Origin of the sequence: Silvania sp. (assembly GCF_051656365.1) — a bacterium.
Taxonomy (GTDB): Bacteria; Pseudomonadota; Gammaproteobacteria; order Enterobacterales; family Enterobacteriaceae; genus Enterobacter; species Enterobacter hatchlandensis.
Genome location: NZ_JBOGBT010000075.1, coordinates 1 through 17,903, shown reverse-complemented (window position 1 = coordinate 17,903; position 17,903 = coordinate 1). Strand labels below are relative to the sequence as shown.

Sequence of the window (17,903 nt, the reverse complement as noted above, 5' to 3'; positions counted from 1 at the left end):
AAAAACCTCTCATTCGAGAGGTTTTTTTTTGCCGGCTAAGCGACGCGCCGCCCGGTCATAATACTACAGCATATTGCTCTTAGCCGGGCAGCGCTCCAGTAACTCCACGCTGCCGTCTTCGTTTTGCTGCTCCAGCAGAATATCAAAGCCCCACAGCCGATGGACATGCTTCAACACCTCTTTACGCCCTTTATCCAGCGGGGCGCGATTGTGCGGAATATAGCGCAGCGTTAAGGAGCGATCCCCACGTAGATCCACATTCCATACCTGAATATTCGGCTCCAGATTACTCAAGTTGTACTGGGAGGAGAGCCGGGAGCGGATCTCGCGATACCCCTCTTCATTGTGGATCGCCGAAATCTCCAGATAGTTGTTGTGATCGTTATCCAGCACCGTAAACAGGCGAAAATCACGCATCACTTTCGGCGACAGGAACTGGCTGATAAAGCTCTCGTCTTTGAAGTCGCGCATCGCAAAATGCAGCGTCTCCAGCCAGTCGGAACCGGCGATATCCGGGAACCAGTATTTATCCTCTTCCGTCGGCGTCTGGCAAATACGCTTGATGTCCTGGAACATGGCAAAGCCAAGAGCATACGGGTTAATGCCGCTGTACCACGGGCTATTGTAAGGGGGCTGGAACACCACGTTGGTGTGGCTGTGCAGGAACTCCAGCATAAAGCGTTCGCTGACTTTGCCCTCGTCGTACAGATGGTTGAGGATGGTGTAGTGCCAGAACGTCGCCCAGCCTTCGTTCATTACCTGGGTCTGTTTTTGCGGATAGAAATACTGGCTGACCTTGCGCACGATGCGCAGGACCTCACGCTGCCACGGCTCCAGCAGCGGGGCGTTTTTCTCCATAAAATAGAGCAGGTTTTCCTGCGGCTCAGAAGGGTAACGCCGCGCTTCAACAACCGCTTTCTCTTCTTCACGCTTCGGCAGAGTGCGCCACAGGGTATTCACCTGGCTCTGCAGATACTCTTCGCGACTTTTCTGCCGGGCTTTCTCCTCCTGCAGGGAGATTTTCTGCGGACGTTTGTAGCGATCCACGCCGTAGTTCATCAGCGCATGGCACGAATCCAGCAGCTTTTCAACCTCATCCACCCCATAGCGCTCTTCGCACTGGGTGATGTAGTTGCGGGCGAAAATCAGGTAATCGACAATCGAACTGGCATCGGTCCAGCTGCGGAACAGGTAGTTATTCTTGAAAAACGAATTATGCCCGTAGCAGGCGTGCGCCATCACCAGCGCCTGCATGGTAATGGTGTTCTCTTCCATCAGGTAGGCGATACACGGGTTGGAGTTAATAACGATCTCGTATGCCAGCCCCTGTTGACCGTGCTTATACAACCGCTCGGTTTCAATGAATTTTTTACCAAACGACCAGTGGGTATAGTTGATCGGCATTCCGACGCTGGAGTAAGCATCCATCATCTGTTCGGAGGTGATCACTTCGATTTGGTGGGGGTAGGCGTCCAGACGGTAGATTTTTGCTACCCGGTCAATTTCGGCCAGATAGGTATCCAGCAGCTCGAACGTCCAGTCGGGTCCATCGCTCAGACGGGTGGTGTCCTTATCCATGGGGTCAAATGTAGCCATTAGCGCGCCCTCGTTGTGGGTAGCTCTCTCTGTCTGGAGAACCTCATTTCAAGCATAGAACACGCCAATCAAAAGCGTGCTGATGCGCTATTTTTTTCTTTGCGATTTCCCGTTTTTCGGTGAGCGAAAAAGTGCTATCTCGCAGCATAATCTGCTGGTTAAAAATGCCGCGCAGCAGGAGATCCCAAATACGCCCCAACCCCGTATGCAGGGGAAGGTGTGAGATAAGTCACCATAAAAAAGGCCTATGTTGAATAATATTTTCGGCTGGGTTATCAATATGTAATCAGAAGATTGTTCTTTTGCTTATAAATGGAGTGGCTATGCGTGTTGTCATACTGGGAAGTGGCGTCGTTGGCGTAACCAGCGCCTGGTACTTAAGTCAGGCCGGGCATGAGGTGACCGTTATCGATCGCGAACCGGGACCGGCGCTGGAGACCAGCGCAGCCAATGCCGGACAAATTTCTCCGGGCTACGCGGCACCCTGGGCGGCACCGGGCGTGCCGCTGAAGGCAATTAAATGGATGTTCCAGCGTCATGCGCCGCTGGCGATTAGCCTTGACGGCACCCAGTTCCAGCTAAAGTGGATGTGGCAGATGCTGCGCAACTGCGACACTCGCCACTACATGGAAAATAAAGGTCGGATGGTGCGTCTGGCTGAATACAGTCGCGACTGCCTGAAAGCCCTTCGCGCGTCCACCGATATTCAGTACGAAGGCCGCCAGGGCGGCACATTACAGCTGTTCCGCACCGCGCAGCAGTATGAAAACGCCACCCGCGATATCGCGGTGCTCGAAGACGCGGGCGTGCCTTATCAGCTATTGGAAGCCAGTCAGTTGGCGCAGGTCGAACCGGCGCTGGCCGAGGTGGCACACAAGCTGACCGGCGGGCTGCGCCTGCCCAACGATGAAACCGGCGACTGTCAGCTGTTTACCCAGAACCTGGCGCAGATGGCCGCCCAGGCCGGGGTCAAATTCCGCTATAACACTCCGGTCGATAAGCTGCTGTACGAAGGGGATAACATCTACGGCGTGCAGTGCGGCGACGAAGTGGTCAAAGCCGACGCCTACGTGATGGCCTTTGGCTCGTATTCCACGGCGATGCTGAAGGGCATTGTGGATATTCCGGTCTATCCGCTGAAAGGTTACTCCCTGACCATCCCGGTGAAAGAGGACAGCGGCGCTCCGGTTTCGACTATCCTTGATGAAACATACAAAATCGCGATTACCCGATTTAACAATCGGATCCGCGTGGGGGGAATGGCGGAAATCGTCGGCTTTAACACTGAGCTGCTGCAACCGCGCCGGGAAACGCTGGAGATGGTCGTCGGCGATCTGTTCCCGCGCGGGGGATTTATCGAACAGGCGACCTTCTGGACCGGGCTGCGGCCGATGACCCCGGACGGCACGCCGGTGGTTGGACGGACCCCGTTCAAAAACCTGTGGCTCAATACCGGGCACGGTACCCTGGGCTGGACGATGGCCTGCGGTTCAGGACAGCTGCTGAGTGATTTGATCTCCGGACGCACGCCCGCCATTCCGTTTGATGATCTCAGCGTCGCGCGCTACCGTCCGGGTTTCTCTCCGTCACGTCCGCAGCATTTACACGGCGCGCATAACTAACAAGGAGTCGTCATGTCCCGTCCCGTTCAGGCTCAGCTGGATCTGCAGGCCCTGAAACATAACCTGCAAATTGTCCGGCGCGCTGCGCCCGCGTCCCGCATCTGGTCGGTGGTCAAGGCCAACGCCTATGGTCACGGTCTGGATCGTATCTGGAGTGCATTAGGTGCGACCGATGGTTTTGCGCTGCTCAATCTTGAAGAGGCGATCCTGCTGCGCGAGCGCGGCTGGAAAGGGCCTGTTCTGATGCTTGAGGGCTTTTTTAACAGCGACGAACTGCCGCTGCTTGATAAGTACCGCCTGACCACCAGCGTGCACAGCAACTGGCAGATCAAGGCCCTACAGAACGCGAAGCTGCACGCCCCGCTCGATATCTACCTGAAGGTCAACAGCGGCATGAACCGCCTCGGGTTTCAGCCGGAACGCGTGCATAGCGTCTGGCAGCAGTTACGGGCGCTTAAAAACGTGGGCGAGATGACCCTGATGGCGCATTTTGCCGATGCCGAGCAGCCGGACGGTATTGTCGAGCCGATGCTGCGTATTGAACAGGCGGCGGAGGGGCTGGATTGCTCGCGCTCGCTGTCTAACTCGGCAGCCACGCTCTGGCATCCGGAGGCACATTTTGACTGGGTGCGTCCGGGGATCATTCTGTACGGCGCGTCGCCTTCCGGGCAGTGGCAGGATATCGCCAACAGTGGCCTGAGGCCAGTAATGACCTTGCGCAGTGAAATCATCGGTATCCAGACCCTGAAGGCGGGTGATACCGTTGGCTATGGCAGCCGCTATCGGGCGTCCGGCGAACAGCGGATCGGCATTGTTGCTGGCGGTTATGCCGACGGCTATCCGCGCGTGGCACCCTCTGGCACCCCGGTATGGGTTGATGGCGTACGCACCGGCACGGTGGGAACGGTGTCGATGGATATGCTGGCTATCGATTTAACCCCGTGTCCGCAGGCTGGGATCGGCTCGCCGGTTGAGCTGTGGGGCAACGAGGTCAAAGTAGATGATGTCGCCGCAGCGGCAGGCACCATTGGGTATGAGTTGTTAACCGCGTTAGCCCCAAGGGTGCCAGTGGTTACGATATAAAAGTAAAACGGTAACGCCTGTTACCGTTTTTAGTCTTTGCGCCCTCTCCCGGTGGGAGAGGGGTGGGGTGAGGGCATCAGGCCGCAGCTTACTCCTCGGCGTCTTCCGCCACGCGTACACCCACTTTCAGCACCGCATTGTCCTCTTTCTCAGCCACCGTCCAGATCATCCCGGCAAACTCTACCTGGTCACCGACCACCGGTGCCGCACCCAGCAGCTGCTGGATAATCTCACCCAGCGTCTGCTGCTTATCACGATACTCCAGCCCCTCGTCCAGGCCGTAAATCAAGGCCACGTCGGCAAATTTGGCGCTGGCTTCCAGAATAAAGTCGCCAAAGAAGCGCTGATCCAGCGCCACCGGTGGCGACTGGCTGAACAGCTTGCCGAGCGCAGGCAGGTCGCGCTCGCGGCCAATCACGCACAGAATATCGCCTTCACGCAGGCGCGTACTCCCGGTCGGGTGCAGTAGGGCGTTATCGCGAAACAGCGCGGCAATGCGCGTCTCATCAGGCATATGCAGGTCGCGCAGCGACGCCCCTACGCACCATTTATCGGCGCTGAGCTGGTAGACAAACTGCTCCCACGGATTTTCAGGGTGAATATCCAGCCCGACGCGGGAGACCGGCCAGCCCACCGGTGGGATCACCACTTTGGCCTTTTTCGCCGCCCACGAGAGGGACGTGCCCTGGAAAAGCAGCGACACCAGCACCACGAAGAACGCCACGTTGAAGAACAGCCGCGAATTATCCAGCCCGGCCATCATCGGGAATACCGCGAGGATAATTGGCACCGCACCGCGCAGGCCCACCCAGCTGATAAACACGCGCTCGCGCAGGTTAAACCCTTTAAACGGCAGCAGCCCGGCAAACACCGAGAGCGGACGGGCAATGAAAATCATCCACAGCGACAGCAGCAGCGCCGGCACGGCAATCGGCAGCAGATCCGATGGCGTCACCAGCAGGCCGAGCACCAGGAACATGCCAATCTGCGCCAGCCAGGCCAGACCGTCGAAGTTTTGCAGAATGCCAAAGCGGTTGCGGATCGGACGGTTCCCCAGCAGAAAACCGCACAGGTAGACAGCCAGAATGCCGCTGCCGTCCAGGGCGGTGGTCAGGGCAAAAATCAAAATCCCACCGCTCAATGCCAGCAGCGGGTACAGCCCCGCAGGCAGCGAGATGCGGTTAATCATTTGCAGCAGCAAGTAGCCGCCGGAAAGGCCAATCAGGATCCCCAGCCCAAACTGCTGAATGATATGCCAGGCGAATATCCAGCTCAGACTGGTCTCGTGCTGCTGAATCATCTCTATCAGGGTGATGGTGAGAAACACCGCCATCGGATCGTTGCTGCCGGATTCAATCTCCAGCGTCGAGCCAACGCGTTCGTTGAGACCCTTACCCCCCAGCAGTGAAAACACGGCGGCGGCATCGGTGGACCCGACAATCGCGCCAATCAGCAGCCCTTCCATGATATTCAGGTGAAATAGCCACGCCGCCATCATCCCGGTCAGGCCGGAGGTGATCAGTACCCCCACCGTCGCCAGCGACAGGGCCGGACCCAGCGCCACGCGAAACGAACTGGCCTGGGTGCGCATACCGCCGTCCAGCAGGATCACCGCCAGCGCGAGGTTACTGACCATGTAGGCAAACGGGTAATTATCGAACGGGATCCCGCCGACGCCGTCAATGCCCGCCAGCATGCCGATTGCGAGGAAAATAACCAGAATGGGGATGCCAAGACGAGATGAAAATGAACTCAATAAAATACTACAGGTTACAAGTACTGAACCCAGGATAAAAAGACTGATAATTGCTGCTGCATCCAATGTTTGCTTACTCCCGCCTGACGCTGTGACTGTTAGTAAAACCCTACCATATTAACGACACTCACAGCGTTTAATTGAGGCGCTTAAGCGGCTTTTTTTACCTGTTTATTGTGGGATGTCCGCTCAGCGTTAACCGGGCGCCGTTGACATTATGCTCGAGCCTCGCCTGGGCGCCGAGCGGCAGGGTCACCGTCTGCTGTTCATGACCATAATCGAGGCTGCTGATAATTGGCACGGATACCCGGGTGCGCAGGTAATCGATCATGGTTGCGAGGTCGTACCCGGCGTCGTAATCGTTGGAGGCGGCTCCGCTAAAGCTGCCGAGCACAATCGCTTTCTGCCGCTCAAGAATGCCCGCGTGATGCAGCTGCAACAGCATCCGTTCAACGCGGAACGGGTGCTCATTGATATCTTCCAGAACCAGGATGCCGTTTTCGATAGCGGGCAGCCAGCGGGTGCCCACCAGCGACACCAGCATCGCCAGGTTCCCGCCCCACAGCTGGCCGGTGCAGTCGGCATCCGGGCCGTCGCCCTGCCACTCGACGCGGTAGGTGCTGTTGTGCAGGGCGCGCCAGAAGTGGTCGACGGTAAAGGCATTCAGCTCCGGGGCGCCGAAGTTGCCTGCCAGCATCGGGCCGCTAAAGGTGATGACGTTATGCAGGGCCAGGAGGCCAAGCTGGATCACCGTAAAGTCGCTGTGGCCGCAAATCAGCAGGGGCTGCTCGCGCTGACGCTGGGCCAGCCCCTGCCAGTTGATCTGCTCCAGCAGACGACCCGCACCGTAGCCCCCGCGTACCGCCATCACGATCTGGTTTGCGCCAGGCAGGCGGGCGAGGGCGTTAATGTCCATCAGCCGCTGCGCCTCCGTTCCGGCAAAACGCTGCTGACGGCGGGGTATAATCGTCTGATTTTGTACCTGATGTCCGTCGGCCAGTAACCGCTGCACGCCCCGCTGGGCCGCTTCCTGATTCATGCAGTAACCTGATGGTGCGACGAGATGAAACTGAGACATGGCATTTCCTTGCTGACTTATAAAACCAAATGTATATATCATGCCGCCTGAGCGCGTCCTTCATCAAGCGGAGGATAGGGTGACAGCGATGATTGGCCATAAGGATAGATGACGTGAAATTGAGATGGTTTGCTTTTTTGATTGTGCTGCTGGCAGGCTGCAGTTCAAAGCAGGATTATAAAAACCCGGCATGGAACCCGGACGTTCCCGTCAAGCGGGCAATGCAGTGGATGCCGATCAGCGAAAAAGCCGGTGAGGCCTGGGGGGTCAGTCCGCGTCTGGTCACCGCCATTATTGCCGTTGAGTCTGGTGGCAACCCGACCCTGGTCAGCAAATCTAACGCCGTTGGCCTGATGCAGTTAAAAGCCTCTACTGCCGGAAAAGAAGTGTATCGTCACATGGGCTGGAGCGGGCAACCGTCCACCAGCGAGTTGAAAAACCCGGAACGTAATATCTCGATGGGCACCGCCTACCTGAGCATTCTGGAGCATGGCATTCTGAAAGGGATCGACGACCCGGAGGTGATGCAATACGCGCTGGTGGTGTCGTATGTGAACGGGGCAGGGGCGCTGTTGCGGACCTTCTCGTCAGATCGTAAAAAGGCGATTGCTGAGATCAACGACATGGATAAAGACGAGTTCTTCGACCATGTGGTTAACAACCACCCGTCTCCACAGGCGCCGCGCTATATCTGGAAAGTGCAGAAGGCGATGGACGCCATGTAACCGACCGGGAGGCCGCGCAATGCTGCCTCCCGGCATTTAACGGACTTTATTCGCGCGTTCCCGCGCTTCACGTTCCAGCGAGTAGATAATGCGCTGAAGTTCGCGCTCCGGACCCGGGCCAATATTCAGAAAACGGAAGCTCAGACGCGGGGTGGTAATGGTTTCGTTTTTGCTGTCCACCACTTTCCGTTCGCTGACCGTAATCAGTTGTGCGTCAAAGAAGAACCGACCCCAGCCGCCCATATCCAGTTCAATCTGTGAGAAACGCATCCCCTCCACCAGCGCATCCGGCTTCGCGGTATCCATCAGCGCACCCATCCCGCCCAGCGACAGGTCATGGAGGCGAAAACGGATCACACTTTTATCGGGCATTTTGGCCTTGCAGAAGTAGGCCGGGTGCAGCGGGGCGCTGATACGGAAGTATTCGCGTCGCTGAATACACCATACCGACGTCGGTAAAGGGGTAATAAAGGCAGGAAGCGACTGATAATTACCCTGTTCCAGGCGGGGTAACTCAAACTCCACTTTGGCGCCCTGGGTATCGGCGGTCACAGAGATATTCTCTGCCCGCAATACGGCGCGGTTTTCGTACTCCTGACTGCCCAGATCCATTACCAGCCGCTCCGGGGTAGCGTCGAGGATCTTGCTGATGAACTGGTTCCCTGCCCAGTTGATACGGACGGGCACATCCTGTTTTTGCAGATCGCGTAATACACCTAACACAGCCAGCGGATTAGTTTTCAGGAACTGCTCACTGTAATTACTCACGCCCCAGGGCTCCTCGATGTTGGACAAACTGTGGTTGAGTTATCGGCATCCTCCGCGAGAACTTAATACAAATCCGTGATTTTTTACGCCCGGGCCGTAATTAAGTGGGTGAGCTAAAAATAGTTTTGCCGCCATTGCCTATACTTGTATGACTTGCGCAGACTGGTGTTCCGCGCAAGCTTCACTCTGCAAGAGGGCATCACTATGGGTATTATCGCCTGGATCGTATTTGGTCTTATTGCTGGTGTTATTGCGAAATTCATTATGCCAGGACGCGACGGGGGCGGCTTTATTGTGACCTGTATCCTTGGGGTCGTCGGCGCAGTTGTCGGCGGTTGGCTGGCAACGATGTTTGGCGTCGGCGGCAGTGTATCGGGTTTTAACCTGCATAGTTTTCTGGTTGCTGTGGTTGGTGCCATTGTGGTGCTTGCCATCTACAGGCTGGTACGACGCGCCTGACAAACGTGAAAACGGCTCTTGTAAAAGAGCCGTTTTTTTGGGCTTTTAAAACCTACTGTCCAACGCTTTTATGCGTCGGTTCCGCCACCGGTTCATCATTCGCCGCTGGCTGCGTAGCCGGCACCTTATCGCACGGTTTCTCCTCGGCACAGATCATATCCAGCATCTTCAGCGTCACCCCGTTGGTCCAGCCAAAGCCATCCTGCAGTGGATATTCACCCCCGCCGCCGCCCGTGCCGGTGCTGGACACATCATATTTTTCCACCAGCTTCTGCTCGCGATCGTAGGTGTGCTGCACGTTGGTCAGGAATCGCCAGGTCACATTCATTGCCACTTTCTTATGACCGTAATTTTGTAACCCCTGGGCAGCGACCCACTGCAGCGGCGCCCAGCCGTTTGGCGCATCCCACTGCTGGCCGCTGTTGACGTTGGTGGTAGCAATCCCGCCCGGTTTCAGCAGTTGCGCGGCGGTGGCGGTCGCCACTTTATCGGCACGATCCTGCGCTGCGGCGTGGACATACAGCGGGAACAGCGCCGCGGCGGTAAGCTGACTGCGTACCTGTTTGGTTTTCAGATCATAATCCGCGTACCACCCCTCTTTGTCATTCCACAGGTGGCTCTCCATCGCTTTCTGGCGCCCGGTGGCCAGGGTCTCATAGCGGCTGGCGGCCGCGCTGTCGCCCGCGTCCTGGCTGGCCTTCGCCAGCAGTTTTTCCATCTTGAACATCAGGGCGTTCAGATCCACCGGCACGATGCTGGTGGTGCGGATCGTGCCCAGTTTTTTCGGATCGTCCATCCAGCGTGAGCTAAAGTCCCAGCCGGACGCGGCGGCAGATCGCAGATCGCGATAGATCTCCGCAGCCGGGCGAGCCGGGTTGTTTTTAGCGGTGGTGATGTCATCCAGCCATGACTCCGGGCGCGGGGTGTCGCGGTCGTCCCAGTAGCGGTTGAGGACTGCTCCATCCTCCAGCTTCACCACCCGCTTGTTGGCCTGGCCGGGCTGCAGGGCATCGGCGCCCTCCATCCAGTAGGCGTACTCTTTTTCCATCTGCGGGCGATATTTTTTCAGCGCACCGCTGTCGTGGGTGGCCAACAGCTCAACCATCAAGGAGAAGAATGGCGGTTGGGAGCGGCTCAGGTAATAGCTGCGGTTGCCGTTGGGGATATGGCCCCAGGCATCCAGTTCGTGGGCAAAATTGTCCACCATGTCGCTGATTTTGTCCCAGTGCCCGCTCTCGGCAAGCCCCAGCATGGTGAAGTAACTGTCCCAGTAATAGACCTCGCGAAAACGCCCGCCCGGCACCACATAGGGTTTAGGCAGCGGCAGCAGCGAGTCCCATTTTCCAGCGCTGGAGGTGGTGCGGGTCAGCACCGGCCACAGGCCGTCGATATGCGCGCGCAGGCTCTGTCCGGCAGGGGGAACATACTTCTCGCCTTCACCCGGCAGGGTGAAGTTGGCATCGACAAAGCGCCGCAGGTCGAAGCCGGACTGTTTACGCTGCATCTGGTAATCGGCGAGGATCGTCTGCGGATCGTTCTTCGGTACCGCATCGGCGAACGTCTTCTGATCCGGGAACAGTTTGGCGCTTTGCACATCGTTAAACAGCGAACCAAACAGGATATCCGGTGGCTGCGTCTGACCGTTGGCCGGGTCATCCGCATAGCTGAATGCAGTAACGCCAAGCAGCATACTGCCAATCGCCAGCCGCAATGTAGGGTGCAGGTGAGGACTCGTCATGCTTATTCTCCATTATTTACTGAGCAGCGTGAACGCTGATATCAATCTCATGAAAACCTTAGACGAAACTCCGCCAGTTCGCGTGTTGGATGCGACATTTTGCGCAAATCCAGATTATTTACCGCTGCGTTTTGTTGACCCGGAATAGTGCCGTTAAATATATGAATAAAAAGAATTCATTGATGTGATAAATAACAACTAATCGTGTGGATCACATAAAGAAAAAATCATAACTCCTTTGCGAGAAAACATAATAGATTCACTTGCTGTGCCTGTGGGAATTATGTCGGCGCACGATCAAGGTAGGTCGGAAAATAACAGGGAGACACGTGATATGCCGACAACGGAAAAATTAACGGTAAAAGAGAAAATAGGATACAGCCTCGGCGATGCTGCCAGCCATATTGTATTTGACTCATCAGTGGCGATCCTTGCCTATTTTTATACGGATATTTACGGTCTGCCGCCGGCAGTGATGGGGACCATGTTCTTGCTGGTCAGGCTACTGGATGCCATTACCGATCCGATAATGGGCGCCATTGCCGACGCCACCGTCACGCGCTGGGGCCGCTTTCGTCCGTGGCTGCTGGCCATCTGCGTGCCGTTTGCCGTCAGCTGTGTGCTGGTTTACTCGATCCCGTCGTTTTCCGACAGCGGTAAAGTCGTTTATGCGGTTGCGGCCTATATCTTTATGACCCTGATGTACACCGCCATCAACATCCCTTACTGCTCCCTGGGCGCGGCGGTCACCTCAGACCCACGGGAAAACCTCTCCCTGCAGTCCTGGCGTTTTGCCATTACTCCGCTCGGCGGTGCGCTCGGTACGGCCTGCATTCTGCCGCTGGCGGACTACCTGTTTCCACAGGATCGTGCCGTCGGTATCCAGGTGGCGATGGGGATTTTTGGCGTGATTGGTTGCCTGATGTTCGTGGTCTGCTTCTTCACCACCAAAGAGCGCGTCCAGCCGATCAAAGAGGAGAACCTGAACATCGTGCGCGACGTTAAGATCCTTTTTCGCAACGAGCAGTGGCGCATTCTCTCGGTCTACAACTTTACGATGCTGATAGCGGTGGTGATCCGCGGCGGCGCGGTGGTCTATTACGTCAACACCGTCCTCAGACAGGGAACCGATATTATCTCGCTGTTTATGCTCGGCGGGATGATCGCCTCAATGCTCGGGTCGGTGCTGGCTCAGCCGCTGGGCACGCGCTTTTGTAAAATTAAAGTCTCGTTCTGGGTAAACCTGCTTAACGCCGTGCTGGGGATTATCTGCTTCTGGTTGCCGGTGCAATACTGGTTGATCCCGCTGGCGGCCCATTTCCTGATCCAGCTGGTTCAGGGCGGAAATGGCGCCCTGCAGTGGTCGATGATCACCGACGCCAATAATTATGGTGAGTGGAAAACCCAGCGCCGTATTACCGGTATGAACGTCGCGGCCAATATTTTTGTTATTAAATTAGGGGTAGCGGTAGGCGGCGCTATTTTGGGATGGGTATTAGCCGGGTTTGAATATCAATCCAGCGCGACCGTGCAATCCCCGCAGGCGGTACAGGGCGTTATCTGGCTGTTTACGCTTATTCCCTCACTGTTTTATCTGCTCACCGCCTTTGCGATTAAATTCTACCGCCTGGATGAGCAGGTGATGAATAACGTGGTGGGCGATTTAAATAAAGGCCAGTTTGCCAGGCCGTAAGTATTTACTGAAACCAATGATAAACAAATGGGATGGAATCTATGCGAATAAATACTCTTGCGCTGCTGATCGGCGCCTGTTTTCCGGCCTCGCTATTGGCTGCCACGCAGACAGTGAGCGTGGATGAGAAATTTGCCCAGCTCGAAGCAAGGCTAGCCAACGCCGAAGCGCGGGCGGCAAAGGCTGAAGCGCAAATTGCCGATTTACAGCAGGTACAGCGTCCGACCGCCGTGAGCGTGGAGTCCGCCGAACCGGTTACCGCTCCGGCACCGAAGCTGACCCTCTCCGGCTACGGCGATATCCGCTTCTATGGCGACGTGGAATTTAACATGGACGCCGCCAGCCGCAGCGGCAGCCTCACCTCCATGAAAACCAGCGCCAACAAGGACTGGGCTCCGTCGAATAACGAACGCTGGGATATCAATGGCCGCCTGCTGCTGGGCTTTGACGGCTACCGGCGGATGGACAACGGCCAGTTTGCCGGGTTCTCGGTGCAGCCGCTGGCGGATCTCACCGGCAAGATGAATCTCGATGATGCGGCCTTTTTCTTCGGCCAGGAAAACGACTGGAAAATCAAAGTCGGGCGCTTCGAGGCCTACGACATGTTCCCGCTCAACCAGGATACCTTTGTTGAGTATTCCGGCAACACCGCCAACGACCTCTACAGCGACGGTTACGGCTACATCTATATGATGAAAGAAGGACGCGGGCGCAGCGACAGCGGCGGCAACTTCCTGCTGAGTAAAAATCTCGATAACTGGTACTTTGAAGTCAATACCCTGCTGGAAAACGGCAGTTCGCTGTTCGTCGATAAGCAGTATCACGGCATGACGCTTGATAACGACAAAAATGTGGCCTACGTGCGCCCGGTTATCGCCTGGTCAAGCGGGCGCTTCTCCAGCGCGCTGGCGATGGAGAGCAACCTGGTCAATAACGCCTACGGCTACCGCGACGCCGCCGGTCAGTGGGTCGATCAGTCCGATCGCACCGGCTACGGTCTGACGATGACCTGGAACGGGCAAAAAAACGATCCGGATAACGGCATGGTGCTGAACCTTAACACCGCGTATCTTGACGCCAGCGACGAAACTGACTTCAGTGCCGGGTTTAACGGCCTGTGGAAAAACCTCGAGCTGGGCTATATCTATGCGCACAACGAGGTCGATAAATTCAACACTGCCGGGCTGAATGATGACTGCGACGGCGACTGCTGGATAACCGATCCGGGCGAATACGACATCCACACCCTGCATGCGTCGTACCTGATCCCCAACGTCATGAAGATGAAAAACTTCAATATCTACCTCGGGGCCTACGCCTCCTGGGTTGATGCGCATCCGACAGACGGCAACAACGACACCGATTCCCGCTACGGGGGGCGCGTCCGCTTCAAATATTATTTCTGACCGAACGCCTGCCAGGCCTCCTGCGGGGTCTGGCGGGCTTCCCGTGAGTCAGTCTAAAAATTATACTGGATATTTAAACAGGTATTTGTATACTATAAGAGCAAATTACCCGCGTAATGTATCAATGAGGGGTGAAACCTATGGTAATTCCTGTTGAAAACGTCCAGTCCCACGACCTGCTCACCACCATCAGCAGCCGCGAAATCGCGAAGATGACCGGTATTGCCCATGCCGAGGTGAAGCGCATGGTCACAAGCCTGGAAACGGCGCAGCGTCTTTCGCAGCCGGTAACGGCCCGTGCGTATGAGCGTGAAGGTGAAACGTGGCAGGAGTTTTTGCTGAACAAACGGGACTCCCTGCTGACCGTTTCACGTCTCTCTCCGGGCTTTACGGCCGCGATGCTGGATTGCTGGCAGGAGCGTGAGCGAAACGTCAATATCCCTGACTTCACCAACCCGGCGGTGGCGGCACGTGCCTGGGCCGAGCAGTATGAAAAACGCCAGCGGGCAGAGGAACAGCTGGCCCTGTGCGCGCCAAAGGCGGCGTTTTTTGACCAGTTCGTCAAGGTGAATGAGTCGCTGGGTTTTCGTCAGCTCTGTAAAACCTTTAAAGCCAAAGAGCCCGAGTTTCGGGCGTTCTTGCTGGCGCGCAACATCATGCAGCGCGTCGGCGGGGCGCTGGTTCCGCCCGCACACCACATCGAGGCGGGATATTTTACTCTGCACAGCGGCGTGGGTGATAACCAGCGCACCTGGTCCCAGGCGCGTTTTACCGCGCGTGGCGTGAAATGGGTGGCTGACCTGTGGGCTAAACACCTGTCATCGCTGGCCATTGAGATGCCCCGTACGGAACGCAGCGAGGGAGCCGCCTCGCCGCAGAGCTGGCTGTAGATTTCTCATCTGAACAGGCCGGTCAAACTTCCTCTGGGGTCTGGATGGCTTCCCGCAGCGCGCCCGGCGACTGGCCGACAATCCGCTTAAACGCCCGGCTGAAGGCCGCCAGCGAACCGTAGCCGAGGCGCAGGGCCACGGTTTCGATCGGCAGATTTTCCTGGCCGATATACTGAATCGCCAGCCGCATCCGCAGCTCGCTGAGGTATTTCGCCGGGGTCGTGCCGGTAGCGGAGAGAAAGCGCTCGGCAAACACCGACCGCGAGGTGCCCGCCTCTTTGGCCAGTTCCGCCACGCTCCAGTTTACCCCCGGCTGCTGATGCATGGCGTAAATCGCCCGGCTCAGGCGCGGGTCGCGCAGCACCTGCACCCATCCGGTGGCTTTGCCGCAGCCCGCCTCGACCCAGCCGCGCACGATCAGCGCCGCCACCACGTCGGCAAGCCGGGCGAGGATCCCGGCAAAACCGACCTGCCGCGCCATCGATTCCCGCTCCATAGCGGCGAGAAGCGGGTGGATCTCCGGCCAGGTGGACATCAGGCGACTCACCATCATCACTTCCGGCATCGCTTTGATCAGCGGCTGCATCCCACCCAGCTCGAAATCCATACATCCACTGAATATCACTACATTGTCGCTGTCTGGACAGGGCTCGCAGTGAATATCACACACCGTGTTGCAGATCGGCTCGCTCGGAAAAGCCGTCACCGGTATTACCGTCGCATTGTCGTCTGAGAGCAGGTCATGGGGATCGCCGTTGGGGATAAACAACGCATCGCCGCTGTTGAGCGCAAAGCGCGCCCCGCTGCGCATGCGCAGTACCGCCGGGCCACGGCTGACAAAGTGAAACTGGGCCTTACCGGGGGCAAAGCCAAAGGCCACGCCAAACGGCGCGCTGGCGACAATCCGTCGGTATCTGACACCCGACAGGCGCATGCCGCGCAGTAATTCGCTGATCATATCAGGGGGCTGGAGGGGCATTACGGGATTCCCGGACGATTAATCAATAATTGGAGATTATATGTCATAGATCGTCTGCGGGGAACTTCCTATGATTTGCGACATACGTCACATATTAATAACCGGAGAGTAACAGATGAATTCATCCATCAGCGCAAACGAGGCCAGCGCGCCTATTGTCCCCGCCTGGCGCGCGGTCTGGTCGCTGGGGCTGGGGGTGTTCGGCCTTATCATCGCCGAGTTTTTACCCGCCAGCCTGCTGACGCCAATGGCCGAAAGTCTTGGCGTCAGCGAGGGCGTCGCCGGGCAATCGGTCACCGCCACCGCGCTGGTGGCGCTGGTCACCGGCCTGCTGATCACCTCCGCCACTAAAAGTATCGATCGTCGCTGGGTACTGATGTTCTTCTCGGTGCTGCAGATCGTCTCCAGCCTGATGGTGGCCTTCGCCCCGTCGCTGCACGTGCTGCTGATGGGGCGCTTATTGCTGGGTGTGGCGATTGGCGGCTTCTGGGCGATGTCCACCGCCACCGCCATGCGGCTGGTGCCCGCCAGCGATGTGCCAAAAGCACTGGCGATTATCTTCTCCGGCGTGTCGATTGCCACCGTGGTGGCGGCTCCACTGGGGAGCTATCTCGGCAGCCTGATCGGCTGGCGCAACGTGTTTCTGCTCTGCGTCATCCCGAGCCTGCTGGCGCTGGTGTGGCAGCTGTGGGTTCTGCCGTCGATGCGCCCGGAGAACAGCGGCAGCCTGCGCACGCTGGTGCGGGTGCTGCGCCGTCCGGGGATGATGGGCGGTCTGCTGGCGACAATCCTGATTTTCAGCGGTCACTTTGCCTTCTTTACCTACCTGCGGCCGTTCCTTGAGACGGTGGGGCAGGCGAACGTCGAGACCGTCTCGCTGATTTTGCTCGGCTTTGGCGTGGCGAACTTTGTTGGCACTTCGATTGCCGGGCATCTGCTGGCGCGCAATCTGCGTCTGACCCTGGCACTGGTACCGTTCGCAATGGGGATCCTCGCGCTGCTGATGGTAGCCTTTGGTCATCTGGCGATGGTCGACGGTCTGCTGGTCACCCTTTGGGGCTTCGCCTTTGGGCTGGTGCCGGTGGGCTGGTCAACCTGGCTGGCGACCACCGTCACTGACGAGGCCGAAAGTGCGGGTGGCTTGATGGTTGCGTCGATTCAACTGGCGATCAGCGCCGGCGCGGCAGGGGGCGGAGCAGTGTTCGATCTTAACGGTGCCAGTGGAGTATTTACCGCCAGCGGCGTGTTGCTGGTGGCGGCGATGGTGATGGTACTGGCTGGGGTGCGGGTCAAACCGGTAGTGTCCGAATAACAAAAAAACCCGGAACAGCGCTGCCGTTCCGGGCTTAAACGTTCATACCATTACGACTGCGGTTCGGGCTTCTGCATCGGAATCAATGCAATCACCACCGCGCCCAGCACCAGGAACCCGGCCACCATAAAGATCCCAGCGTTAAAGTTGCCGGTGACATCCTTCATCCAGCCCATCAGCAGCGGACCCAGCGCGGCACCGGTCATCCCGGTGGCGTTGATCACCGCAATCCCCAGCGCACGGGCGCGCAGCGAGATGGCGCGGTCAGGCGTGGTCCAGAAAATCACCATTGCCGCAAAGGCACCGGCCGAGGCCATGATAATCCCGGTGAACTGCAGCATCGGATCGCGGCTGGAAGCGGTCAGGATCCAGCCCGCAGCGGCAAACAGGTACGGCAGCAGGGTATGGATCTTACGCTCGTTGTACTTATCTGAACGCTTACTCCACCACACCATCGCCACGATGGTACACACCTGCGGAATGGCGCTTAGCAAGCCGATGGTCACGTTGCTGCTCTCCTGGTTGAAACTGCGCAGGATCAGCGGCGTCCAGACGCTCAGGGCGCTCAGGGTGTTGGTCAGGCAGAAGTAGGCCAGCGTATAGAGCATGATCGTCGGGGTGAACAGCTCGCGGAACATGCTGCGCTGCGTCGGTACCAGGGTGGCTTTTTCCCGCTGCTGGGTGCTGATGGCATTCAGGCGATCTGCCTCGAGCATCTCATTCAGACAGGCTTTGTCATCGTCGGTCAGCCAGCGCGCCTTCGACGGGCTGTCATCCAGCCAGAACCAGACCACAAAG

The 17,903-nt window shown here is 57.5% G+C and carries 14 protein-coding genes and 2 pseudogenes; 9 read left to right on the top strand and 7 right to left on the bottom strand.

What is annotated here, in order from left to right; genetic code table 11:
- Positions 1 to 63 precede the first annotated feature (63 nt).
- Positions 64 to 1,596 carry a SpoVR family protein gene (locus ACRDD5_RS14330; protein ID WP_271284029.1) on the bottom strand — a complete coding sequence of 511 codons (1,533 nt, stop codon included), beginning with the start codon at positions 1,594 to 1,596 and terminating at the stop codon, positions 64 to 66.
- 323 nt (positions 1,597 to 1,919) lie between these two features.
- Here ACRDD5_RS14330 and ACRDD5_RS14325 point away from each other — a divergent pair, with 323 nt between their 5' ends.
- The 3 genes and pseudogenes from ACRDD5_RS14325 to ACRDD5_RS14315 form a co-directional block, all read left to right on the top strand.
- Positions 1,920 to 3,218, top strand: coding sequence for a D-amino acid dehydrogenase (locus ACRDD5_RS14325; protein ID WP_438677120.1), 1,299 nt, complete (start codon positions 1,920 to 1,922; stop codon positions 3,216 to 3,218).
- 12 nt (positions 3,219 to 3,230) lie between these two features.
- Entirely contained in the window at positions 3,231 to 4,301 is a 1,071-nt protein-coding gene (gene dadX, locus ACRDD5_RS14320) for a catabolic alanine racemase DadX (RefSeq protein ID WP_271284031.1), read from the top strand.
- Between the two features lie 67 nt (positions 4,302 to 4,368).
- Positions 4,369 to 4,458 (top strand): annotated as a pseudogene (locus ACRDD5_RS14315) (hypothetical protein); the annotation flags it as partial.
- Here ACRDD5_RS14315 and ACRDD5_RS14310 read toward each other — a convergent pair.
- Positions 4,456 to 6,123, bottom strand: a pseudogene (locus ACRDD5_RS14310) (potassium/proton antiporter); the annotation flags it as partial. The pseudogenes ACRDD5_RS14315 and ACRDD5_RS14310 sit on opposite strands and share 3 nt — an antisense overlap.
- A gap of 97 nt (positions 6,124 to 6,220) precedes the next feature.
- Positions 6,221 to 7,135, bottom strand: a complete 915-nt coding sequence (ldcA, locus tag ACRDD5_RS14305; protein WP_438677119.1) for a muramoyltetrapeptide carboxypeptidase — start codon at positions 7,133 to 7,135, stop codon at positions 6,221 to 6,223.
- Between the two features lie 113 nt (positions 7,136 to 7,248).
- Between ldcA and emtA the strand changes: the two genes are divergently transcribed.
- The gene (gene emtA / locus ACRDD5_RS14300) at positions 7,249 to 7,860 is read left to right on the top strand and encodes a membrane-bound lytic murein transglycosylase EmtA (RefSeq protein ID WP_271284034.1); all 612 of its coding nucleotides are present in this window, start codon (positions 7,249 to 7,251) and stop codon (positions 7,858 to 7,860) included.
- A gap of 36 nt (positions 7,861 to 7,896) precedes the next feature.
- Here the strand turns inward: emtA and ycgR are convergent, their stop codons facing one another.
- Positions 7,897 to 8,628 (bottom strand): flagellar brake protein YcgR, encoded by a 732-nt coding sequence (gene ycgR / locus ACRDD5_RS14295; RefSeq protein ID WP_438677118.1) that lies wholly within the window; start codon positions 8,626 to 8,628, stop codon positions 7,897 to 7,899.
- Positions 8,629 to 8,832: 204 nt separating this feature from the next.
- Here ycgR and ACRDD5_RS14290 point away from each other — a divergent pair, with 204 nt between their 5' ends.
- A complete protein-coding gene (locus ACRDD5_RS14290; RefSeq protein WP_271284036.1) occupies positions 8,833 to 9,087 on the top strand; it encodes a GlsB/YeaQ/YmgE family stress response membrane protein in 255 nt (84 codons plus the stop codon).
- A 52-nt stretch (positions 9,088 to 9,139) separates the two neighbouring features.
- Here ACRDD5_RS14290 and ACRDD5_RS14285 read toward each other — a convergent pair whose 3' ends face one another.
- Positions 9,140 to 10,825, bottom strand: coding sequence for an alpha,alpha-trehalase (locus tag ACRDD5_RS14285; RefSeq protein WP_438677117.1), 1,686 nt, complete (start codon positions 10,823 to 10,825; stop codon positions 9,140 to 9,142).
- 334 nt (positions 10,826 to 11,159) lie between these two features.
- Here ACRDD5_RS14285 and ACRDD5_RS14280 point away from each other — a divergent pair, with 334 nt between their 5' ends.
- From ACRDD5_RS14280 to ACRDD5_RS14270, 3 genes are all read left to right on the top strand, one after another.
- Positions 11,160 to 12,518 (top strand): glycoside-pentoside-hexuronide (GPH):cation symporter, encoded by a 1,359-nt coding sequence (locus ACRDD5_RS14280; protein WP_438677116.1) that lies wholly within the window; start codon positions 11,160 to 11,162, stop codon positions 12,516 to 12,518.
- A 41-nt stretch (positions 12,519 to 12,559) separates the two neighbouring features.
- Complete coding sequence (locus ACRDD5_RS14275) at positions 12,560 to 13,924, top strand: carbohydrate porin (RefSeq protein WP_438677115.1); 1,365 nt, start codon at positions 12,560 to 12,562, stop codon at positions 13,922 to 13,924.
- Positions 13,925 to 14,064: 140 nt separating this feature from the next.
- Positions 14,065 to 14,814 (top strand): phage antirepressor KilAC domain-containing protein, encoded by a 750-nt coding sequence (locus ACRDD5_RS14270; RefSeq protein ID WP_271284040.1) that lies wholly within the window; start codon positions 14,065 to 14,067, stop codon positions 14,812 to 14,814.
- A 22-nt stretch (positions 14,815 to 14,836) separates the two neighbouring features.
- On the opposite strand, the gene ACRDD5_RS14265 is transcribed toward ACRDD5_RS14270, so the two are convergent.
- Positions 14,837 to 15,793 carry a cupin domain-containing protein gene (locus ACRDD5_RS14265; RefSeq protein ID WP_438677114.1) on the bottom strand — a complete coding sequence of 319 codons (957 nt, stop codon included), beginning with the start codon at positions 15,791 to 15,793 and terminating at the stop codon, positions 14,837 to 14,839.
- A gap of 115 nt (positions 15,794 to 15,908) precedes the next feature.
- Here ACRDD5_RS14265 and ACRDD5_RS14260 point away from each other — a divergent pair, with 115 nt between their 5' ends.
- Entirely contained in the window at positions 15,909 to 17,105 is a 1,197-nt protein-coding gene (locus tag ACRDD5_RS14260) for an MFS transporter (RefSeq protein ID WP_271284042.1), read from the top strand.
- Positions 17,106 to 17,155: 50 nt separating this feature from the next.
- Here ACRDD5_RS14260 and ACRDD5_RS14255 read toward each other — a convergent pair.
- Positions 17,156 to 17,903: MFS transporter (locus ACRDD5_RS14255; RefSeq protein WP_438677113.1), on the bottom strand; the 748-nt coding region annotated here is incomplete at its 5' end.

What these genes read in the sequence shown, in the direction of transcription:
- ACRDD5_RS14330 (WP_271284029.1), bottom strand. Translation starts at nt 1,596, where the DNA reads ATGGCTACATTTGACCCCATGGATAAGGACACCACCCGTCTGAGCGAT.
- ACRDD5_RS14325 (WP_438677120.1), top strand. Translation starts at nt 1,920, where the DNA reads ATGCGTGTTGTCATACTGGGAAGTGGCGTCGTTGGCGTAACCAGCGCC.
- dadX (WP_271284031.1), top strand. Translation starts at nt 3,231, where the DNA reads ATGTCCCGTCCCGTTCAGGCTCAGCTGGATCTGCAGGCCCTGAAACAT.
- ldcA (WP_438677119.1), bottom strand. Translation starts at nt 7,135, where the DNA reads ATGTCTCAGTTTCATCTCGTCGCACCATCAGGTTACTGCATGAATCAG.
- ACRDD5_RS14290 (WP_271284036.1), top strand. Translation starts at nt 8,833, where the DNA reads ATGGGTATTATCGCCTGGATCGTATTTGGTCTTATTGCTGGTGTTATT.
- ACRDD5_RS14285 (WP_438677117.1), bottom strand. Translation starts at nt 10,825, where the DNA reads ATGACGAGTCCTCACCTGCACCCTACATTGCGGCTGGCGATTGGCAGT.
- ACRDD5_RS14280 (WP_438677116.1), top strand. Translation starts at nt 11,160, where the DNA reads ATGCCGACAACGGAAAAATTAACGGTAAAAGAGAAAATAGGATACAGC.
- ACRDD5_RS14275 (WP_438677115.1), top strand. Translation starts at nt 12,560, where the DNA reads ATGCGAATAAATACTCTTGCGCTGCTGATCGGCGCCTGTTTTCCGGCC.
- ACRDD5_RS14270 (WP_271284040.1), top strand. Translation starts at nt 14,065, where the DNA reads ATGGTAATTCCTGTTGAAAACGTCCAGTCCCACGACCTGCTCACCACC.
- ACRDD5_RS14265 (WP_438677114.1), bottom strand. Translation starts at nt 15,793, where the DNA reads ATGCCCCTCCAGCCCCCTGATATGATCAGCGAATTACTGCGCGGCATG.
- ACRDD5_RS14260 (WP_271284042.1), top strand. Translation starts at nt 15,909, where the DNA reads ATGAATTCATCCATCAGCGCAAACGAGGCCAGCGCGCCTATTGTCCCC.